12 protein-coding genes and 1 pseudogene are annotated in these 18,011 nt (G+C 75.9%); 2 read left to right on the forward strand and 11 right to left on the reverse strand.

Annotated features, from left to right (window positions below; genetic code table 11):
- From FA014_RS20675 to FA014_RS10070, 3 genes and pseudogenes are all read right to left on the reverse strand, one after another.
- Nucleotides 1-1,199: proton-conducting transporter transmembrane domain-containing protein (locus FA014_RS20675; RefSeq protein ID WP_230323031.1), on the reverse strand; the 1,199-nt coding region annotated here is incomplete at its 3' end.
- A 391-nt stretch (nucleotides 1,200-1,590) separates the two neighbouring features.
- Nucleotides 1,591-3,768 (reverse strand): annotated as a pseudogene (locus tag FA014_RS10065) (alpha/beta fold hydrolase); the annotation flags it as partial.
- Complete coding sequence (locus FA014_RS10070; protein WP_230323032.1) at nucleotides 3,765-4,787, reverse strand: 3-oxoacyl-ACP synthase III; 1,023 nt, start codon at nucleotides 4,785-4,787, stop codon at nucleotides 3,765-3,767. The gene FA014_RS10070 and the pseudogene FA014_RS10065, both read right to left, overlap by 4 nt.
- A 273-nt stretch (nucleotides 4,788-5,060) precedes the next feature.
- Between FA014_RS10070 and FA014_RS10075 the strand changes: the two genes are divergently transcribed.
- Nucleotides 5,061-5,894 carry a sulfurtransferase gene (locus FA014_RS10075; protein WP_154729556.1) on the forward strand — a complete coding sequence of 278 codons (834 nt, stop codon included), beginning with the start codon at nucleotides 5,061-5,063 and terminating at the stop codon, nucleotides 5,892-5,894.
- Nucleotides 5,895-5,903: 9 nt separating this feature from the next.
- On the opposite strand, the gene FA014_RS10080 is transcribed toward FA014_RS10075, so the two are convergent.
- The 4 genes from FA014_RS10080 to tkt all read right to left on the reverse strand — a co-directional run bounded on the left by FA014_RS10080 (nucleotide 5,904) and on the right by tkt (nucleotide 10,693).
- Nucleotides 5,904-6,620, reverse strand: coding sequence for a DUF5701 family protein (locus tag FA014_RS10080; RefSeq protein WP_230323033.1), 717 nt, complete (start codon nucleotides 6,618-6,620; stop codon nucleotides 5,904-5,906).
- Between the two features lie 80 nt (nucleotides 6,621-6,700).
- Entirely contained in the window at nucleotides 6,701-7,813 is a 1,113-nt protein-coding gene (gene ligD, locus FA014_RS10085; RefSeq protein ID WP_154729557.1) for a non-homologous end-joining DNA ligase, read from the reverse strand.
- 60 nt (nucleotides 7,814-7,873) lie between these two features.
- Nucleotides 7,874-8,308, reverse strand: a complete 435-nt coding sequence (nrdI, locus tag FA014_RS10090; RefSeq protein WP_154729562.1) for a class Ib ribonucleoside-diphosphate reductase assembly flavoprotein NrdI — start codon at nucleotides 8,306-8,308, stop codon at nucleotides 7,874-7,876.
- Between the two features lie 219 nt (nucleotides 8,309-8,527).
- On the reverse strand, nucleotides 8,528-10,693 hold the full coding sequence (tkt, locus tag FA014_RS10095; RefSeq protein WP_154729558.1) for a transketolase: 2,166 nt from the start codon (nucleotides 10,691-10,693) through the stop codon (nucleotides 8,528-8,530).
- A gap of 211 nt (nucleotides 10,694-10,904) precedes the next feature.
- On the opposite strand from tkt, the gene FA014_RS10100 reads away from it, so the two are divergent.
- Entirely contained in the window at nucleotides 10,905-13,580 is a 2,676-nt protein-coding gene (locus FA014_RS10100; protein WP_268865890.1) for a phosphoenolpyruvate carboxylase, read from the forward strand.
- Nucleotides 13,581-13,652: 72 nt separating this feature from the next.
- On the opposite strand, the gene FA014_RS10105 is transcribed toward FA014_RS10100, so the two are convergent.
- From FA014_RS10105 to FA014_RS10120, 4 genes are all read right to left on the reverse strand, one after another.
- Nucleotides 13,653-14,861: a cobalamin-independent methionine synthase II family protein gene (locus FA014_RS10105; RefSeq protein ID WP_154729559.1), complete on the reverse strand. Its 1,209-nt coding sequence runs from the start codon at nucleotides 14,859-14,861 to the stop codon at nucleotides 13,653-13,655.
- A gap of 122 nt (nucleotides 14,862-14,983) precedes the next feature.
- On the reverse strand, nucleotides 14,984-16,672 hold the full coding sequence (locus FA014_RS10110) for a long-chain-fatty-acid--CoA ligase (protein ID WP_154729560.1): 1,689 nt from the start codon (nucleotides 16,670-16,672) through the stop codon (nucleotides 14,984-14,986).
- Nucleotides 16,673-16,810: 138 nt separating this feature from the next.
- Nucleotides 16,811-17,500, reverse strand: a complete 690-nt coding sequence (locus FA014_RS10115) for an alpha/beta fold hydrolase (protein ID WP_230323034.1) — start codon at nucleotides 17,498-17,500, stop codon at nucleotides 16,811-16,813.
- 169 nt (nucleotides 17,501-17,669) lie between these two features.
- Nucleotides 17,670-18,011 (reverse strand): helix-turn-helix domain-containing protein (locus tag FA014_RS10120; RefSeq protein WP_195969238.1); only part of this gene is annotated, 342 nt, incomplete at its 5' end.

Raw genomic sequence — 18,011 nt, forward strand, 5'->3', positions numbered from 1 at the left:
ACGAGCAGGTCGCCGGCCGGGACGACCGGGTCGGGCTCGCCGGTGGTCAGGCGGCGCGGCAGCCGGCCGGCGCGGCTCGCCGCCCACGCGGCCGCGGTGAGGCCCAGCCCGAGCAGCACGGGCCACGCGGCGTCCCAGAGGGTCACGGCGTCCAGCCGGGGGACGCGCAGCGCGGGGGCCCAGCGGTCGGCCAGCCACCAGGTCGCGGCGGTGCCGCCGACCACGAGCAGGGCCCAGGTGACCAGCGGTGCGTCCAGGCCGTCCCGTCCCGGCTCCGGGCCGGCGACGAGCCGGACGCCGGCGCGGGCGAGCAGCAGGGTCGACACCGTGCCGACGAGCGGCAGCAGCGCGGTCACGTCGACGACCAGGGCCGCCGGGGCGACCGCCTGCTTGGCGGCGTACTTGGCGACGGACCCGCTGCCGAGCGGGGCGCCCGCCACCGCGAGCGCGAGCAGCGCCGCCCCGACCAGCACGGGCACGCGCCACCGTCCGGCGCCGTGCCGCCGCCACACGGCCACCGACAGGAACAGCCCGCCCTTCGCGATCCCGTGGTGGACGGCGTACACCACCGCCGCCAGGACGCAGGCGGGCGCCAGGTCCGGCTCGAGGAGCGCGACGCCGACCAGCACCGCGAGGAAGCCCATCTGGCTCACCGAGGAGTAGGCGAGCGCCACCTTGGGGTCGCGGGCCAGGACGCCCGGCACGACCGCGCCGAACGCCCCGACGAGCGCGAGCAGCACGAGCGTCGTGCCCCAGCCGGGCAGGGCGACCTCGCCGAGCGGCAGGAACCGCAGCCAGCCGACCAGCCCGGCCTTGACCAACGCGCCGCTGAGCACCGCGCTGCCCGGGGGCGGCGCCGCGGGGTGCGCCAGGGGCAGCCAGCCGTGCAGCGGGACCAGGCCGGCCTTGATGCCGAACCCGAGCAGCAGCAGGCCGACGATCGTGCCGGTGTGCGGGGAGGCGGCGACGGCGGCCGGGGCGTCCGCGAGCCGCAGACCGCCCGCGTGCACGACGAGCACGACGGCCGCGAGGACGGCGACCTCGCTGACCACGCCCAGCGTCAGGTAGACGCGGGCCGCGCGGCGGGCCGCGGGGGTCCGGTCGTGCGCCACGACGCCGTACGCCGCGACGCTCATCACGGCGTAGCCCACCGTGAACGTGGCCGCGTCCGCCGCGACGAACGCGGTCGCGTTGCCCACGAAGCAGACGAGCAGCAGGGCGGCGAGCGCCGCGACCCGCCCGCCGCGGGGCCGCGTCGGCCGGCGGCTCGACGACGGCGACGGCCTGCTGCACGCCCGCGGGCCCGACGCCGACGACGGCGGCGCGGCGGACGCCGGCCACCCGTTCGACGTGCTGCTCCGGGCCCACCGGCGCCAGCGGGCCGTCGGCGGTGACGAGGACGTGGCTGAGCCGGCCCTCGATCCAGAGCCGGCCCTGCGCGTCGAGGTGCCCGACGTCGCCGGTGCGGTGCCAGCGGCCGGCGGGGACGTCCCGCTCGGCGGCGCGGTCGGTGAGCCACAGCCGGTCGTAGTGCTGCTTGAGGTACGGGGCGCTGATCAGGACCTCGCCCAGCACGCCCGGGGCGTCCGACGGGGCACCGGTCGCGGCCCCGTCGGCGTCGAGCGCGCTGACGAGGACCTGCCCGGGGGCGATGGGGCGGCCGACGCACACCCCGGCGTCCGGGGCCGCGGCGGCGTCGCGGATGCCGTCGAGCGTGATGTCGGTGACCAGGAGGCACTCCGTCATGCCGTACGGGGTGTGGGCCTCGGCGGCGGGCATCAGCGCGGCGGCGGACCCGAGCAGGTCGGCGCTGATGGGCGCCCCGGTCGACAGGAAGGTCCGGACCCGGGCGAGCGCCGCGCGGTCGTCGGTGTCCAGGGCGTCGGCGGTGGCGACCACGTTGAGGATCGCGGCGGGCGACAGGAACACGATCGACCCGTCCGCGGCGCGCACCGCGTCGGCGACGGCGCGGGCGGTGAGCGTCCGGGGCGCGGACACGTCCATGTCCGGCGTGACCGAGCGGGTGCCCAGGGCGGGGCCGAGGAGGGCGAACGGGGCGAAGCCCGTGACGAGCCCGGTGTCCGGGCCGACGTCGAAGTGCGCCGCCAGGGCGTCGCGCAGCGCCGAGAGCTGGGCGTGCGCGTAGACGACGCCCTTCGCCGGACCCGTCGACCCGGAGGTGAACAGGATCGCGGCCTCGTCGGCGGGCCCGGGCTCGGGCGGCAGGACCTCGTCCCGGCCCAGGTCGGCGACGTCGAGGAGCAGGTGCGCGACGCCGAGCGCGCGCCGGGCGGCCGGGCCGAGCGGGTCGGCCGCGATCCGCACGCCGGGCCAGCCGAGCGCGCGGGCGGCGACCAGGCCCTTGGTCTGGCCGACCACCCAGTCCGGCTGGGCGCCGCGCTGCGCGCGGGTCAGCCCGCGCGGGCCCAGGCCGGCGTCGGCGACCACCACGACCGCGCCGATCCGCAGGCACGCGTACACCAGCGCGGTGAGCGTCGGGCCGGGCTGGACGAGCAGCGACACCCGGTCGCCGCGCCGGACGCCGACGTGGACCAGGCCGGCGGCGATCCGGCGGACCTGGCGCGCCAGCAGCCGCCACGAGACGGTGCGCGGGCCGCCGTCGGCGGCCATGTCGAGCACGGCGGGTCCGGGGTCGTCGGCCCGGGCGTCGAGGCGGTCCCACAGCGGGGTCCACGGCGTCGTCGGCGGGGCGTCGTCGGGCTGGGCGCCGGGCTGCGCCCCGGGCCCGGTGGGCGGGTCACCCCCGGCGGCGCGGCCGCCCCCGCCCGCGGGGACCTCCGCCGCCAGCCAGCCGAGCAGCGGCGTCGCCCAGTCGACGTCCTCCGCCACCAGGTGCCCCGCGCCCTCGTGCCGGTGCACCCGCGCCTGCGGCAGCCGGTCGACGAGGTCGTCCAGGTACCGGTCACGGAACACCGGGTCGCGCGGGCCCCACTGCAGCAGCGCGGGCACCGTCAGGTCGGCGACGCCGGCCGCGATCCGGCGCAGCTCCGGGGCGCTCGGGTGGCCCGGGTGGCCGGGGATGTCGGCCACGAAGCCCTCGATCCCGGTGCGGTCGTCCGGGTGGCGGTACGGGGCGCGGTACGCGTCCGCGACCTCCCGGGGGAGCCGCGGGTGCGCGAGCGCCAGCGTGGTCTCGAGGAACGCGGGCGTCGTCGAGGTGGCCAGGCGCAGCACCGGCCCGGCGGTGGCGGCGCGCAGGGGCGCCGGGATGGGCTCGCCGTCCGGGTGCGCGATCGCGGTGTTCAGCAGCGCGACGCCGGCGAGCAGGTCGGGGTGGTCGACGGCCCAGCCCATCGCGACGACGCCGCCCCAGTCGTGCCCCAGGACGACGACGGGACCGGTCAGGCCGAGCGCGGTGGTGAACGCGTCGAGGTCCCGCACGCGGTCGGGGAGGGTGCGGTGCCGTCCGGTGCGGGCGGAGAAGCCCATGTCGAGCTGGTCGACGGCCACGACCCGCCACGCCGGGCCGCCCGCCGCCGCGGCGTCGAGCGTCGCGGGGACCAGCGACCGCCACAGGTAGGACCAGGTCGGGTTGCCGTGCACGGCGAGGACCGTGCCGACGGGCGTGATCCCGCGCGAGGCCAGCTCGGGGCCGGTGTCGAGGTGGTGCCAGGCGGGCTCGCCGACGCCGAGGCCGGTGTCCGGGGCGCCGGCGGGGAGCGGCAGCAGCCGGCTGGACCGGGGGTCGAGGCCGGGCAGGCCGGCGGGCGGGGCGGTGGCGGGACGGACGGGGAGCGGGGACGTCACCAGGCGAGCTCCATCATCGCGGTGTTGATGCCCGAGCCGACGCCCATCAGCAGGACCCGGTCGCCGGACCGCAGCGAGTGCTGCTCCTCGACCAGGGTGATCGGGATCGAGGCGGGGCCGACGTTGCCGAGGTGCGGGAACGTCGTGGGGACGTGCTTGCGGTTCAGGCCGACGGCCTTGACGATCGCGTCCGTGTGCACCCGCGACACCTGGTGCGTGACGTACCGGTCCATCGACGACCAGTCCCAGTCGCGCTGGGCCTCGCGCCACGCGTCGACCACGAGCTCCAGCCCGCCCTCGAGCAGCGCCCGGGCGTCGGTGAGCATCGCGTCGGCGCTGCCGACGCACAGGTCGTGGAACCGGGTGGCGGCGCGGGTCACGCCGCCGAGGACGCGGTGCCCGCCGGGGTTCTCGTCCGTCCGGCCGAGCACCGCCGCAGCGGACCCCGACCCGAGCGTCAGCGTCGCGAACTCCTCCATGAACTCCGCACGGCCGACCTCCGGGCGCAGCAGCCGCTCGACGGTCGTCCGCTGGATGTCGTCGGCGTCCTCGCCGTTCACCACGACCGCGTACCGGACCTGGCCGGACTCGATCATCGTCGCCGCGAGGCTCATGCCGTTGATGAACCCGAGGCAGGCGTTCGCGACGTCGAAGTTCACGGCGTGGCTGCCGAGCCCGAGCCCGTGGTGCAGCCGCACGGCGACCGAGGGCTCCAGGTGCTTGCGGGTCACGGACGTGTTGATCAGCAGGCCGACGTCGTCCGGGTTCACGCCCGCCTCGCGCAGCGCCGCGGTGCCCGCGGCGATCGTCGCGGTGTCGGCGTCCTCGCCGGGCCCCCAGTTGCGGCGCTCCTCCACCCCCGCGACGCGCTGCAGGACCGTCCGCGGCAGCCGCAGCCGGCGCAGGGCCGACCCGAGCCGCTCGGAGATCTCGGCGGACGTGGTGATGCGGCTGGGCAGCCGGCTCGCGACGGAGAGCAGCGAGACGTTGCCGAACCGGGTGGTGGCGTTACCGGACACACGGGCTCCAGACGTGCGGGGGACGAGCCGCGGCTCGCGGGGTACCGAGGGAGCCAGCATGCGGCAACCGGGCCCGACGCGCGCCACGGAGGCGCTGGTGCGACTCAGCGGGCGGTCCACCGGACGCTCGGGGCGGGGCACCACGGGGGGAACGACCGTGGCGCGCCGGGGGTTCCGGGCGCCGCGCGTGGCGTGCGCCACGTCGCGCCCGCCCCGCGGCCCCGCGGCCGCCGTCCCTGGTCGCGCGGCCCGGCGCCGCCTAGGTTGAGGACCATGACCGACGTGCTGGTGACCGCCGCCGACCTCGCCCGGGAGCTGGACGGGCCCACGCCGCCCCGGCTGCTCGACGTGCGCTGGGCGCTCGGCGGGCCGCCCGGGGTCGACGCCTACCGCGCCGGCCACCTGCCGGGCGCCGTGTTCGTCGACCTGGACACCGAGCTGGCCGCGCCGCCGAGCGCCGCCGAGGGCCGGCACCCGCTGCCCGACGTCGCCGACCTGCAGGCGGCGGCCCGGCGCTGGGGGCTGCGCGCCGGCGAGCCCGTGGTGGTCTACGACGACTCCGGGGCCACGTCGGCCGCGCGCGCCTGGTGGCTGCTGCGGTGGGCCGGCGTCGCGGACGTGCGGATCCTCGACGGCGGGCTGCCGGCGTGGGTCGCCGCCGGCGGCGCGATCGAGCCCGGGGACGTCGCGCCGGAGCCCGGCGACGTCACGCTCACCGGCGGGCAGCTGCCCGTGCTCGACGCCGACGGCGCCGGCCGGTGGGCCGGCGAGGGCGTGCTGCTCGACGCCCGCGCGGCCGAGCGGTTCCGCGGCGAGGTCGAGCCGGTCGACCCCCGGGCGGGGCACATCCCGGGCGCGGTGAGCGCACCGACGGCCGAGAACCTGGACGCGGACGGCCGGTTCCGGCCGGTCGACGACCTGACGGCGCGGTTCGCCGCCCTCGGGGTGCCCGAGGGCGGCGAGGTCGCGGTGTACTGCGGCTCGGGCGTCACGGCCGCGCACCAGGCGGCCGCGCTGGTCCTCGCGGGGCGGACCCCGGTGCTGTACCCGGGGTCGTGGTCCCAGTGGTCGAGCGACCCGGACCGCCCGGTCGCCGTGGGGGAGTGACCGGCGGCGTCAGCCCGCGGTGCGCCCGCCCGCGGACGCGGCGCCGAGCCACGTGTGCGGGTTCCGGTCCCAGCACCACCCGAGCTTCGGCCGGCGCTCGCTGATCCACACCGCCGGCACCCGCTGGTTCTGCGCCCGCGAGCCCATCAGCGAGAAGCACCGGTTCGGCCGCAGCATGTCCGGGCGCACCGCGACCAGCGCGATCCCCTCGGCGACCGTCAGCGGCGTCCGCCCGCGCCCGCGCACCGTCGCCAGCGCGTCCTCCGGCCGGACGTCGCAGAACTCGGTCCCCGTGTCGACGTCGAGCAGCAGGTACGGCGCCGCCGGCACCTCCAGGTCCGGCAGCGCGCGGTAGCCGGACATCTCGTCGTCGTCGATGACGCTCACGCCGACCCGGGACCCGCGGCGCAGGGCCGGGACGGCGGCGTTGGCGTGCGCGGTCCCGCCGTCGAGCACCAGCACGAAGGGGACGTGGTCGTCGGGGTCGACGGACGACGAGGCCGCCACGGCGCCGGCGGCGAGGGCGGCGCGCAGCGGGGCGACCGCGGCGACCAGGTCGGCCGGGGACAGGCCGTGCACGGCGGCCAGCCCGAGGTCGAGCTGGGCGCGGACCTGGCGGTCCAGCTCGGCGGCCGCGGAGGCGGCGGGGTCGAACGGTTCGGGCGCGCGGTCGGCGGCGGCGACGGTGGGCCAGGTCGGGTCGGGGGCGATGACGGGGACGGGCACGGGCGCTCCTCGGGGTCGTCGGTCCGGGAGGGGGTGAACGGACCGGCCGCCGGAGGAGTTCCCCCGCTCCGCGCGGTCCCTCAGTCCTCCGCGGCGTCGGCCTTCGGCCGGTCCCGGTCCTTGCTCGGCTGCACCCGCTTCGGCTCGCCCGGCATCTTCGGGTACTCCGGGGGGTACGGCAGGTCCCCGAGGTCGTGGTCCCGCTCGTCCTTCGCGGCGAGCTCCAGCAGCCCGTCGAGCACCCCCGGCGCGACGGCGTCGGTCCCCGCGGCGGGCGAGGTGCGCGCGACGAGCGGGGCGAACAGGTCGCCGACCTCGGCGAACCGGGCGGGCATCGTCGTCACGTCGAAGTCGTCGGGGTGCACGTCGGCGACCTCCTCCCAGCGCAGCGGCGCGGAGACGGTGGCGCGGCGGTTGGGGCGGACGGAGTACGCGGACGCGATCGTGCGGTCGCGGGCCATCTGGTTGTAGTCGACGAAGATCGCCTCGCCGCGCTCCTCCTTCCACCACCTGGTCGTGACCTGCCCGGGCAGCCGGCGCTCCAGCTCGCGGCCCAGCGCGATCGTCGCGCGGCGGCACTGGGTGAACGACCAGCGCGGCTCGATCGGCACGAAGATGTGGATGCCCCGGCCGCCGGAGGTCTTGGGGAACCCGGTCAGCCCGTGCTCGGCGAGGATCTCCCGGACGTGCGGCGCGACCCGCGCGGCGTCGTCGAAGGTGGTGCCGGGCTGCGGGTCCAGGTCGATGCGGAGCTGGTCGGGCGCCTCGACGTCGGCGCGGGTCACGGGCCACGGGTGGAAGGTCAGCGTGCCCAGGTTCGCGGCCCACGCCACGACGGCGAGCTCCGTCGGCGTCACCTCGTCGGCGGTGCGCCCGGACGGGAACGTGATCGTCGTCGACTCGACGTAGTCCGGCGCGCCCTGCGGGACCCGCTTCTGGAAGAACGCGTCGCCCTTGTTGTCCACCCGGGTCGACAGCTTCGCGCCCTCGAACCAGCCGCGCGGCCAGCGCTCCAGCGTCGTCGGGCGGTCGCGCAGCGCGCCGAGGATGCCGTCGCCGACGCTCACGAAGTACCGGACGACGTCGATCTTGGTCAGACCGCGGTCCGGGAAGTAGACCTTGTCGGGGTTGGAGACCCGCACGGTGCGGCCGCGCACCTCGATCTCCTCGGCGGGCACCTTCGACGGGCTCATGGTGGTCACGCTAGGGCCGACGGGGCCCGCGCGCACCCACCCGGCCGGGACGGGGGGCGGTCAGGCGGCGGGGGTCGCGCCGCCGGCGGCGAGCGCCACGTCCAGGTCCGCGAGGACCCGGCGGCACTCCTCGACGTCCCACGGGGTGCCGGCGATCTCGAACTCGAACAGCACCGGCCGGCCCGAGCGGGCCGCGACGTCCCGCGCGGCGTGCTGGTAGTACCGGCCGAAGTTCCGGTTCCCGCTGCCGATCACCCCGACCATGCGGCGGCGGTTCACGGGGGAGCGCAGGAACCGGCGCACCGCCTCCGGGATGGTGTCGTTGGCCTCGTTGCCGGTCTTGTAGGACGGCGTGAGCAGCACCCAGGGCCCGTCGGCCTCGCTGAGGCGGACCTCGCGCCGGGACAGGTCGAGCACCGGCCGGTCGAGCCGCAGCGCGAACGACCGCACGAGCCCGGAGCTCGACGAGTAGAAGTACACCGGGGTCTGCCGCACGCTCACCCTCCGACCCTCCCCGCACGGCGGCCGCGGCGCCGGGGACCAACGTCCCGCGCCCGTCGTCGGCCACCAGGTCGCCGAGTCTCCCCTTCGCGTCTGCGAGCGGCGACCTGATCGGAGTCCGGAGATGGAGACTCGGCGAGGTTCCGGGGCCGGGTACGCGAAACGGCCGGGCGCCCCCCGGAGGGGGTGCCCGGCCGTTCGCGCGTCAGCGGGTCAGAGCTGGTCGCCCGTGCCGCTCTCGGACGGGGCGCTCGCCTCGTTCGCCGGGGTGCTGCCGCCGCGGGCCGCCGCGATCGACTCGTGCGCCGCCGCGACCACGGCGTCCGCCGTGATGCCGAACTCCTCGTAGAGCGTCTCGTACGCCGCGGAGGCGCCGTAGTGCTCGAGCGACACGGCGCGGCCGGCGTCGCCGAGGATCTTCCACCAGGACAGCGCGATGCCGGCCTCGACGGAGACGCGGGCCTTCACCGAGGACGGGAGCACCGACTCGCGGTAGGCCTCGTCCTGCTCGGCGAACCACTCGAGCGACGGCGCGGAGACCACGCGGGTCGGGACGCCGGCGGCCTCGAGGGTCTCGCGGGCCGCGACGGCCAGCTGCACCTCGGAGCCGGTGCCGATGAGGATGACCTCCGGCGTGCCGGTGGACGCCTCGAGCAGCACGTAGGCGCCCTTCGCGACGCCCTCGGCGGACGCGAAGCCCTCCTCGCCGCGCGGGAACGTCGGGACGTTCTGCCGGGTGAGGATGAGCGCCGCGGGGCCCTCGGTGCGCTCGAGGATCGCCTTCCACGCCTGCGCCGTCTCGTTGGCGTCGGCGGGGCGGACGACCGCGAGGCCCGGGATGGCCCGGACGGCGGTGAGGTGCTCGACCGGCTGGTGGGTCGGGCCGTCCTCGCCGAGGCCGATCGAGTCGTGCGTCCACACGTAGATCGCCGGCACGCCCATGAGCGAGGCCAGGCGGACGGCGCCGCGCATGTAGTCGGAGAACGTGAAGAACGTCCCGCCGTACGGCCGGGTCAGGCCGTGCAGGGCGATGCCGGACAGGATCGCGCCCATGCCGTGCTCGCGGATGCCGAAGTGCAGCGTGCGGCCGTACTCGTTGCCCGCGAACTCGTGGGTGGAGCGCTCGGCCGGGATGAAGGACGGCTCGCCCTTCATCGTGGTGTTGTTCGAGCCGGCGAGGTCGGCGGAGCCGCCCCACAGCTCGGGCAGCACCGGCGCGAGGGCGGACAGCACCTCGCCGGAGGCGGCGCGGGTGGCGACGGCCTTGCCGGCGGGGAACGTCGGCAGGGCGTCGGCCCAGCCGGCGGGCAGCTTGCCGGCGCGCAGGCGCTCGAGCAGCTCGGCGCGCTCCGGGTTGGCCTCGCGCCAGGCGTCGAAGCCCTTGCTCCACTCGGCCTTGGCGGCGGCGCCGCGCTCGAGGGCCTTGCGGGTGTGCGCGATGACCTCGGGGTCGACGTCGAACGACTTCTCGGGGTCGAAGCCGAGGACCTCCTTGAGGCCGCGGACCTCGTCGGTGCCCAGCTTGGAGCCGTGCGAGCCGTGCGTGTTCTGCTTGGTCGGCGACGGCCAGGCGATGATCGTGCGCAGGCCGATGAACGACGGGCGGTCGGTGACGGCCTTGGCGGCCTCGATCGCGGCGTGCAGCGCGTCCACGTTCTCCGTGTACTCGCCGCCGGCGGTCCAGTCCACGAACTGGACGTGCCAGCCGTAGGCCTCGTAGCGCTTGACGACGTCCTCGGTGAACGCGATCTCGGTGTCGCCCTCGATCGAGATGTGGTTGTCGTCCCAGATCGCGATGAGGTTGCCGAGCTTCTGCGTGCCGGCGATGGACGAGGCCTCGGAGGACACGCCCTCCTGCAGGTCGCCGTCCGAGCAGATCGTGTAGACGAAGTGGTCGAACGGGCTGGTGCCCGGCGCCGCCTCGGGGTCGAGCAGGCCGCGCTCGCGGCGGGCCGCCATCGCGAAGCCGACGGCCGAGGAGATGCCCTGGCCGAGCGGGCCGGTGGTGATCTCGACGCCCTCGGTGTGCTTGTACTCGGGGTGGCCCGGGGTCTTCGAGCCCCAGGTGCGCAGCGCCTCGAGGTCCTCGAGCTCCAGGCCGAAGCCGGCCAGGTAGAGCTGGATGTACTGCGTCAGCGAGGAGTGGCCCGCCGACAGGATGAACCGGTCGCGGCCCAGCCAGTGCGGGTCCGCCGGGTCGTGCCGCAGCACGTTCTGGTAGAGCAGGTACGCGGCCGGGGCCAGGCTGATCGCCGTGCCGGGGTGGCCGTTGCCGACCTTCTCGACCGCGTCGGCGGCCAGGACACGCACCGTGTCGACGGCCTTGACGTCGAGCTCGGTCCAACCGACCTGCTGGGCCACAGGAGCCTTCGCGTTCACCGCACCTCATTTCCGCCCGGACCTCGGCGGCCCGGATCATCGGGGGTTGCTGCTCGCCCGGTCGCGACGGACCGGCCGCGGGCACTGCCTCCGAGCCTAGACTCCCGGGCGGTGGCGCGGGACATCGGGCCCACGGCCCAGGGGCCCGGGTGAGGTAACCGACAGGCGGACACGCGTCTCGTGCGTCGGACGGTTGACCTACGCTTGACCGGTGACCGACCCCCAGCCCTCGCTCGAGGCCCGCCGCGGCCTCGCGCGCCACGAGGTCCCCGACCCGTTGCGCAACGACGTCCGGATGCTCGGCGAGTTCCTCGGCCGCGTGATCCGCGAGTCCGGCGGCGACGACCTGTTCGACGACGTGGAGCGCGTCCGCGCGCTGACGATCCGCGCCCACGACGAGCAGGACCTGTCCGCGCTCACGGAGGCGGAGGAGCTCGTCGGCTCCTTCTCCATCGAGCGCGCCCAGCAGGTCGCCCGCGCCTTCACCTGCTACTTCCACCTGGCGAACCTCGCCGAGGAGCACCACCGCGTCCGCGTGCTGCGCGCCCGCGAGGCGGAGCTGCCGGCCGGCGAGCTGATGCAGGACGACTCCCTGCCCGCGGCGATCGACGCCCTGGCCGGCGAGGTCGGCCGGGACGAGGCCCTGCGCCGGCTGCAGGAGCTGGAGTTCCGCCCGGTGCTCACCGCGCACCCGACGGAGGCCCGGCGACGCTCCGTGTCCCGAGCGATCCGGCGCATCTCCGACCTGCTGGCCGAGCGGGACGCGCTCGCCGCCGGCGGCACCTCCCGCGCGGAGAACGACCGCCGCATCCTGGAGGAGATCGACACGCTGTGGCGCACGTCGCCGCTGCGGGCGCAGAAGCCCACGGTGCTGGACGAGGTCCGCACCGTGATGAACATCTTCGACACCACGCTGTTCGACACGTTCCCGACCGTGTACCGCCGCCTGGACGACTGGCTGTCCGGCGCGGGCGCGGGGCGGCAGGAGCCGGCGGTCCGCCCGTTCGTGCGCCTGGGCTCGTGGATCGGCGGCGACCGGGACGGCAACCCGAACGTCACCGCCGAGGTGACCCGGGCCGCCGCGGCGCTGGCGAACGAGCACGTGCTCGGCGCGCTGGAGGAGTCGGCGCGCAAGATCTCCGCCAAGCTCACGCTCGACGACACCGGCACCCCGGCGAGCGCCGAGCTGACCGCGCTGTGGCACCGGCAGCGGGACCTCTCGGAGCACGCCGCGACCAAGGCCGCCGCCGAGGTGAAGCACCAGCCGCACCGCCGCGCGCTGCGCATGGTCGCGGAGCGGCTCGCCGCGACCCGCCGCCGGGACGCGGACCTGTCCTACGCGGGCCCGGAGGAGCTGCTGGCCGACCTCGACGTCGTGCAGCGCTCGCTCGAGGCCGCCGGCGCGACCCGCGTGGCGTTCGGCGACCTGCAGAAGCTCATCTGGCAGGTGCAGACCTTCGGGTTCCACCTGGCCGAGCTGGAGGTGCGCCAGCACTCGCAGGTGCACGCCGCCGCGCTCGCGGACGTCGCGGCCAAGGGCCTGGACGGCGACCTCGAGCCCCGCACGGTCGAGGTGCTCGACACCTACCGCGCCATCGGGGCCGTGCAGCGCCGGTACGGCGTCGCCGCGGCCCGCCGGTACATCGTGTCGTTCACCCAGGCGCCGGAGCACCTGGCCGCGGTCTACCAGCTCGCCGAGCTGGTGTTCCCGGACCCGGCGACCCGCCCCGTGATCGACGCGATCCCGCTGTTCGAGACCTTCGCGGACCTCGAGGCCAGCGTCGACATCCTGGAGTCGATGCTCACGCTGCCCGCCGTGCAGGCGCGGCTCGCGGAGAACGGCCGGCGCGTCGAGGTCATGCTCGGCTACTCGGACTCGTCCAAGGACGTCGGCCCGGTGGCCGCGACCCTGGCGCTCGACGTCGCGCAGAGCCGGATCGCCGCCTGGGCCGCGAAGCACGACATCAACCTCACGCTGTTCCACGGCCGCGGCGGCGCCCTCGGGCGCGGCGGCGGCCCGGCCAACCGCGCGGTGCTGGCCCAGCCCCCGGGCTCGGTCGACGGCCGGTTCAAGCTCACCGAGCAGGGCGAGGTCATCTTCGCGCGCTACGGGAACCCGACGATCGGCGCCCGGCACATCGAGCAGGTCGCCGCGGCGACCCTGCTGGCCGGGGCCCCGTCGACCGAGCGCCGCAACGCGGCCGCCACCGAGCGGTTCGCGGACCTGGCCGCCGCGCTGGACGCGTCGTCCCGCACGCGGTTCTACGAGCTGGTGCGCGCCGAGGGCTTCCCGCAGTGGTTCGCCCAGGTGACCCCGCTGGAGGAGATCGGCCTGCTGCCGATCGGCTCCCGCCCGGCGCGGCGCGGCCTGTCCGTCGAGTCGCTCGACGACCTGCGGGCGATCCCGTGGGTGTTCTCCTGGTCGCAGGCCCGCACGAACCTCGCGGGCTGGTTCGGCCTCGGCACCGCCCTGGACTCGGTCGGCGACCTCGCCGAGCTGCAGGCCGCGTACGCGGAGTGGCCGCTGTTCAGCACGATGATCGACAACGTCGAGATGTCGCTCGCGAAGACCGACGAGCGCCTGGCCGAGCGGTACCTCGCGCTGGGCGACCGGGACGACCTGGCGCAGCTCGTGCTCGAGGAGATGGCGCTCACCCAGCGGTGGGTGCTCGCGATCACCGGCTCCGACCGCATCCTGTCCCGCCGCCGGATCCTCGGCCGCGCGGTCCAGCTGCGCAGCCCGTACGTCGACGCGCTGTCGCTGCTGCAGATCCGGGCGCTGCGCGCGCTGCGCACCGGCGAGTCCGAGGACCTGGTCGAGGAGAACAAGCGGCTGCTGCTGCTCTCCGTCAACGGCGTGGCCGCCGGCCTGCAGAACACCGGCTGACCGGGCCCGCCCCGCACGCGCGACGGCCCGGCACCCCTCGGGGGGTGCCGGGCCGTCGGCGTCCGGACGGTGTCAGGCCCAGAGGCGCTTCGTGGCGATCTCGGCGCCCTGGACCAGGGTCTCGAGCTTGGCCCACGCGATCTGGTGGTGGATCCGGCCGCCCAGACCGCAGTCGGTCGCCGCGACGACGTTCTCCCGGCCGACCAGCCGCGCGAACCGCTCGATGCGGTCGGCGACGAGCTCCGGGTGCTCGACGACGTTCGTCGCGTGGCTCACCACGCCCGGGAGGATCAGCTTGCCCTCGGGCAGCTGCACGTCCTCCCAGACCCGCCACTCGTGCTCGTGGCGCACGTTGGCGGCCTCGAACGAGTACGCGCCCGCGTTCACCTTCAGCATCGTGCGGACGATGTCCGCCATCGGCAGGTCCGTGGTGTGCGGGCCGTGCCAGGAGCCCCAGCACAGGTGGTACCGGATGCGGTCCTCGGGCAGCCCGCGCAGCGCGTGGTTGAGCGCCTCGACCCGGAGCTCGGTGAACCGCACGTAGTCCTCGACGGTCGGCTCCGGGGTGATCTGGTCCCAGTTCTCCGCCATCGACGGGTCGTCGATCTGCAGCACCAGCCCGGCGTCGATGATCGCCACGTACTCCTCGCGGAGGGCGTCAGCCAGCGCCCAGACGTACTCCTCGTCCGTCGCGTAGTAGTCGTTGTCCATCCGGGCGGCGGACGCCGGCGCGATCGAGGTGATGAAGCCCTCCTGCGCGCCGGTGGCGTCGAGCGCCGCGCGCAGGTTGGCGACGTCCTCGGCGACCGCGTCCTGGCCGGTGTACGTCACCGGGGCCACGGCGGTCGGGAACGGCTTGGGGTCGCCGCCGTGGAACACGCCGCTGGTCGGGTCGGCGTACGCCTCCTCGAACCGCGCGCGGTCGCGGCGCCGGCCGAAGCCGGTCACCCGCACGTCGCCGGGGCCGGACTGCACGTCCTTGAAGATCCAGGAGGCGCCGTCGCGCAGCTCCAGGCCACCGAGGCGCTGGAACGAGTACGACCACCAGGCGCCGTAGTCGATGGCGCTGCTCATGGCCTTGCCGAACTCGCCGTCGCCGGGCACGTCGAGGCCCAGGTCGACCTGGCGCCGCACCAGGTCCGTCACCGCCTCGCGGAGCAGGCCGGCGTGGTCCCCGGCGTCCTGGCCGGCCTCGCGGGCGGCGTTGGCGGCGATCAGCTCCGGCGTGCGGGGCAGGCTGCCGGCGTGGCTGGTGAGGACGTGGTCGGTGCTGCGGATCATCGGGTCTCCCGGCTCGGGGCGGACGTGCCGGCCCATCGTCGCACCGCACCCGGACCCGGGTGGTGGCCGTCCAGGGGGCGGGCCGCGGCGTGCGTGGGTGCCGGCTCGGGCCCCGGCGCGGGTCAGAGCAGGGGCAGGACCTGCTCGCGGACCTGCTTGCGCAGCACCTTGCCGAGCATCGACCGCGGGGTGTCCTCGATCGCGACGACCCGCTGCGGCACCTTGTATGCCGCCAGGTGCTCCCGGCAGTAGGCCCGCAGCGCCGCCTCGTCCAGCGTCGCGCCGGGCTCGAGCTCGATCGCCGCGACGACCTGCTCGCCGCCACGCTCCAGCGGCCTGCCGATCACCGCGGCGTCCGCGACGGACGGGTGCCCGCGGAGCACGGCCTCGACCTCGGACGGCGACACGTTGAACCCGCCGGTGATGATGAGCTCCTTGGCGCGGTCGACGATGGTGGTGAACCCGTCGGCGTCGACCGTGACGATGTCGCCCGTCCGCAGCCAGCCGCCCGGGAGCAGGGTGGCGGCCGTCGCGTCCGGGTCGTTCCAGTAGCCGGCGAACACCTGCGGACCGTTCAGGAGCAGCTCGCCGGGCTCGCCCGGCGGGACCTCCACCGCCGGGTCCTCGGGGTCGACGACGCGCATCCGGGTCGACGGGAACGGGACGCCGATGGTGCCGGGGCGCCGGGTGGGGTGGAACGGGTTGCCGAGCGCCACCGGCGACGACTCGGTCATGCCGTAGCCCTCGACGAGCAGGCCGCCGGACATCGACTCCCACAGCTCGACCGTCGCGTCCGGCAGGTTCATCGCCCCGGAGATGCAGAACCGGCACGACGCGAGCGACACCCCGCGCTCCTTGGCGGCCATCGCGGTGCGCTCGTAGATCGGCGGCACCGCGCAGTAGACCGTGGCGGGCGACTTCTTCATCGCGTCGAGCACGAGCTCCGTGTCGAACTTCGGGAACAGCACGAGCAGACCCTGCTTGCGCACGCCGTACGTGAGGTACAGCGTCATGCCGAAGGCGTGGAACATCGGCAGGATCGCGTAGAACACCTCCTTGCGGTACTCCGCACCGTGCATCCACGCCTCGCCCTGCAGGGCGTTCGCGTACAGGTTGAGGTGCGTGAGCATCGCGCCCTTCGGGCGGCCGGTCGTGCCGGAGGTGTACTGGATCGCCGCGAGGTCCGTCACGGCGGGCCGCGGGTGGCCCGGGTCGAGCGGGCCGTGGGACAGCAGGTCCTCCCACGGGATCGTGCCCGGGGCGGGCGCGGTCAGGGACCGGCGGGTGGCGCGCAGGCTCGGGATCGGCAGCGACAGCGCCGCGCGCTTCACCGCGGGGAACGCGCGCAGCAGGTTCACCGACACGACGTGGTCCACGCCGATGTCGGCGGGGAACTGCCGGACCTGCTCGACGGCCTTGTCCCAGGCGATCACGACGCGGGCCTGGTGGTCCTCGAACTGGTGCCGCAGCTCGCGCGAGGTGTACAGCGGGTTGTGCTCGACGACGACGGCGCCGAGGCGGAGCACCGCGTAGAACGCGACGACGTGCTGCGGGCAGTTCGGCAGCAGCAGCGCGACCCGGTCACGCGGCTTCACGCCCAGGCGGCGCAGGCCCTCGGCGACCCGCTGGACCTGCGCGCCGAGCTCGGCGTAGGTGGTGCGGCGGCCGAAGAACTCCAGCGCCGGCGCGTCACCCGCCTCGGCGACGGAGCGGTCGAACATCCCCACCAGGGACTCGGTGGGGAGCTCGATGTCGGCGGGGACGCCGGGCTGGTACTGCGCGAGCCAGGGGCGGTCGTCGGTCGAGGTCATGCCGCCATCGTGGCAGCCCCGGCGCCGAGCCTGCAGCACACGCTGGATTCGCACCCCGGGAACCGCGCATCTGCTGCACAGTCGGCGGGGGCGCGGGCGGGGGCGGGGCGGTGGCGGCGGGGGGCGTGCCGCGGTGGGTCAGCCCAGGCGGGGGGCGCCGAACGGCACTCGCTGCGCGAGGTCGCGCAGGACGTGCAGCAGGATCCGGTTGAACGCGACCGGCGCGTGGCTGTTCACGTCGTGCCCGGCGTTCGGCACCACCCACTGCCGCGCGCCCGGGTGGGCGCCGAGGTAGCGGCGGGCCCCGAACCGCAGCGGGTCGCGGGAGCCGTTGACCAGCCAGACCGGCAGCGCGAGCCGGCGCAGGTCCTGCACCGGCGTGTAGCCGTGCAGGGCGCTGAGCATGTCGGTGACGACGTGCCAGGTGCCGCCGCCCAGGCCGAGCGCCTGCACCACCCGGCGCGACGCGCGGCGGTAGGCGCTCAGCGGCTTGCCCTTGAGGTCGGTCGAGCAGCCCGCCAGCACGACGCCCGCGAGCCGGTCCTCGTGCCGCGCGGCGTACGCGAGCGACATGTACCCGCCGAGCGACAGCCCGACGAGCAGGGGCGGCTCGGTGCAGGAGCGCACGGCGGCGTCGATGGCGGCGAGGCCGCCCTCGAACGTCAGGCGCTCGTGCGCGCGGCTGCCGTGGCCGGGCAGGTCGATCGCGATCGTCGGGTGGCCGCCCTCGGTCAGGGCGCGGACCTGGTCGTCCCAGATCTTCGACGAGGTGCGGGTGCCGTGCACGAGCACGATGGGGTGCGGCTGCTGCTGCTGGGGGAGGGACATGCGCCGTTCCGGGGGGAGGTGCTCGGCCGTCCGTGGCCGGGCGAGGGGCTCCGCGGCGGTGGTCCGGACCGCGGGATCTCCCTCCACGGTAGCCGCCGAACCTGGGACGCACCTGAGGCGTGAGGCGGATCACCCGGGTGACCCGCGGCACCCTGCGCGGGCCCGCAGGTCAGACGCCGAGCAGCCCTCGGCGGTGCGCGATCGCGACCGCCTCGGCCCGTCCGCCGGCGCCGAGCTTGTCCAGCACGCGGGACATGTGCACGGAGACCGTCTTGCCGCTGATGTAGAGCCGCTCGCCGATCTGCCGGTTGCTCAGGCCCTCCGCGGCGAGCGCCAGCACCTCGGACTCCCGGCCGGTGAGGACGTCGGTGCCGCCGGGCACGACACCCGGCACGTCGAGCCGCCCGCGGCGGGCGAGGTCGGTGACGGCGGTGACCAGCGGGGCGGCGCCGATCGCGCGCGCCTCGGCGACCGCGCCGCCGCGGGCGCGCAGGCCGCGGCCGCGCTCGCC

Origin of the sequence: Cellulomonas hominis (genome assembly GCF_005239125.1) — a bacterium.
GTDB classification, from domain to species: domain Bacteria; phylum Actinomycetota; class Actinomycetes; order Actinomycetales; family Cellulomonadaceae; genus Cellulomonas; species Cellulomonas hominis_A.

What these genes read in the sequence shown, in the direction of transcription:
- FA014_RS10105 (WP_154729559.1), bottom strand. Translation starts at nt 14,861, where the DNA reads ATGATCCGCAGCACCGACCACGTCCTCACCAGCCACGCCGGCAGCCTG.
- ligD (WP_154729557.1), bottom strand. Translation starts at nt 7,813, where the DNA reads ATGAGCCCGTCGAAGGTGCCCGCCGAGGAGATCGAGGTGCGCGGCCGC.
- FA014_RS10115 (WP_230323034.1), bottom strand. Translation starts at nt 17,500, where the DNA reads ATGTCCCTCCCCCAGCAGCAGCAGCCGCACCCCATCGTGCTCGTGCAC.
- FA014_RS10110 (WP_154729560.1), bottom strand. Translation starts at nt 16,672, where the DNA reads ATGACCTCGACCGACGACCGCCCCTGGCTCGCGCAGTACCAGCCCGGC.
- FA014_RS10075 (WP_154729556.1), top strand. Translation starts at nt 5,061, where the DNA reads ATGACCGACGTGCTGGTGACCGCCGCCGACCTCGCCCGGGAGCTGGAC.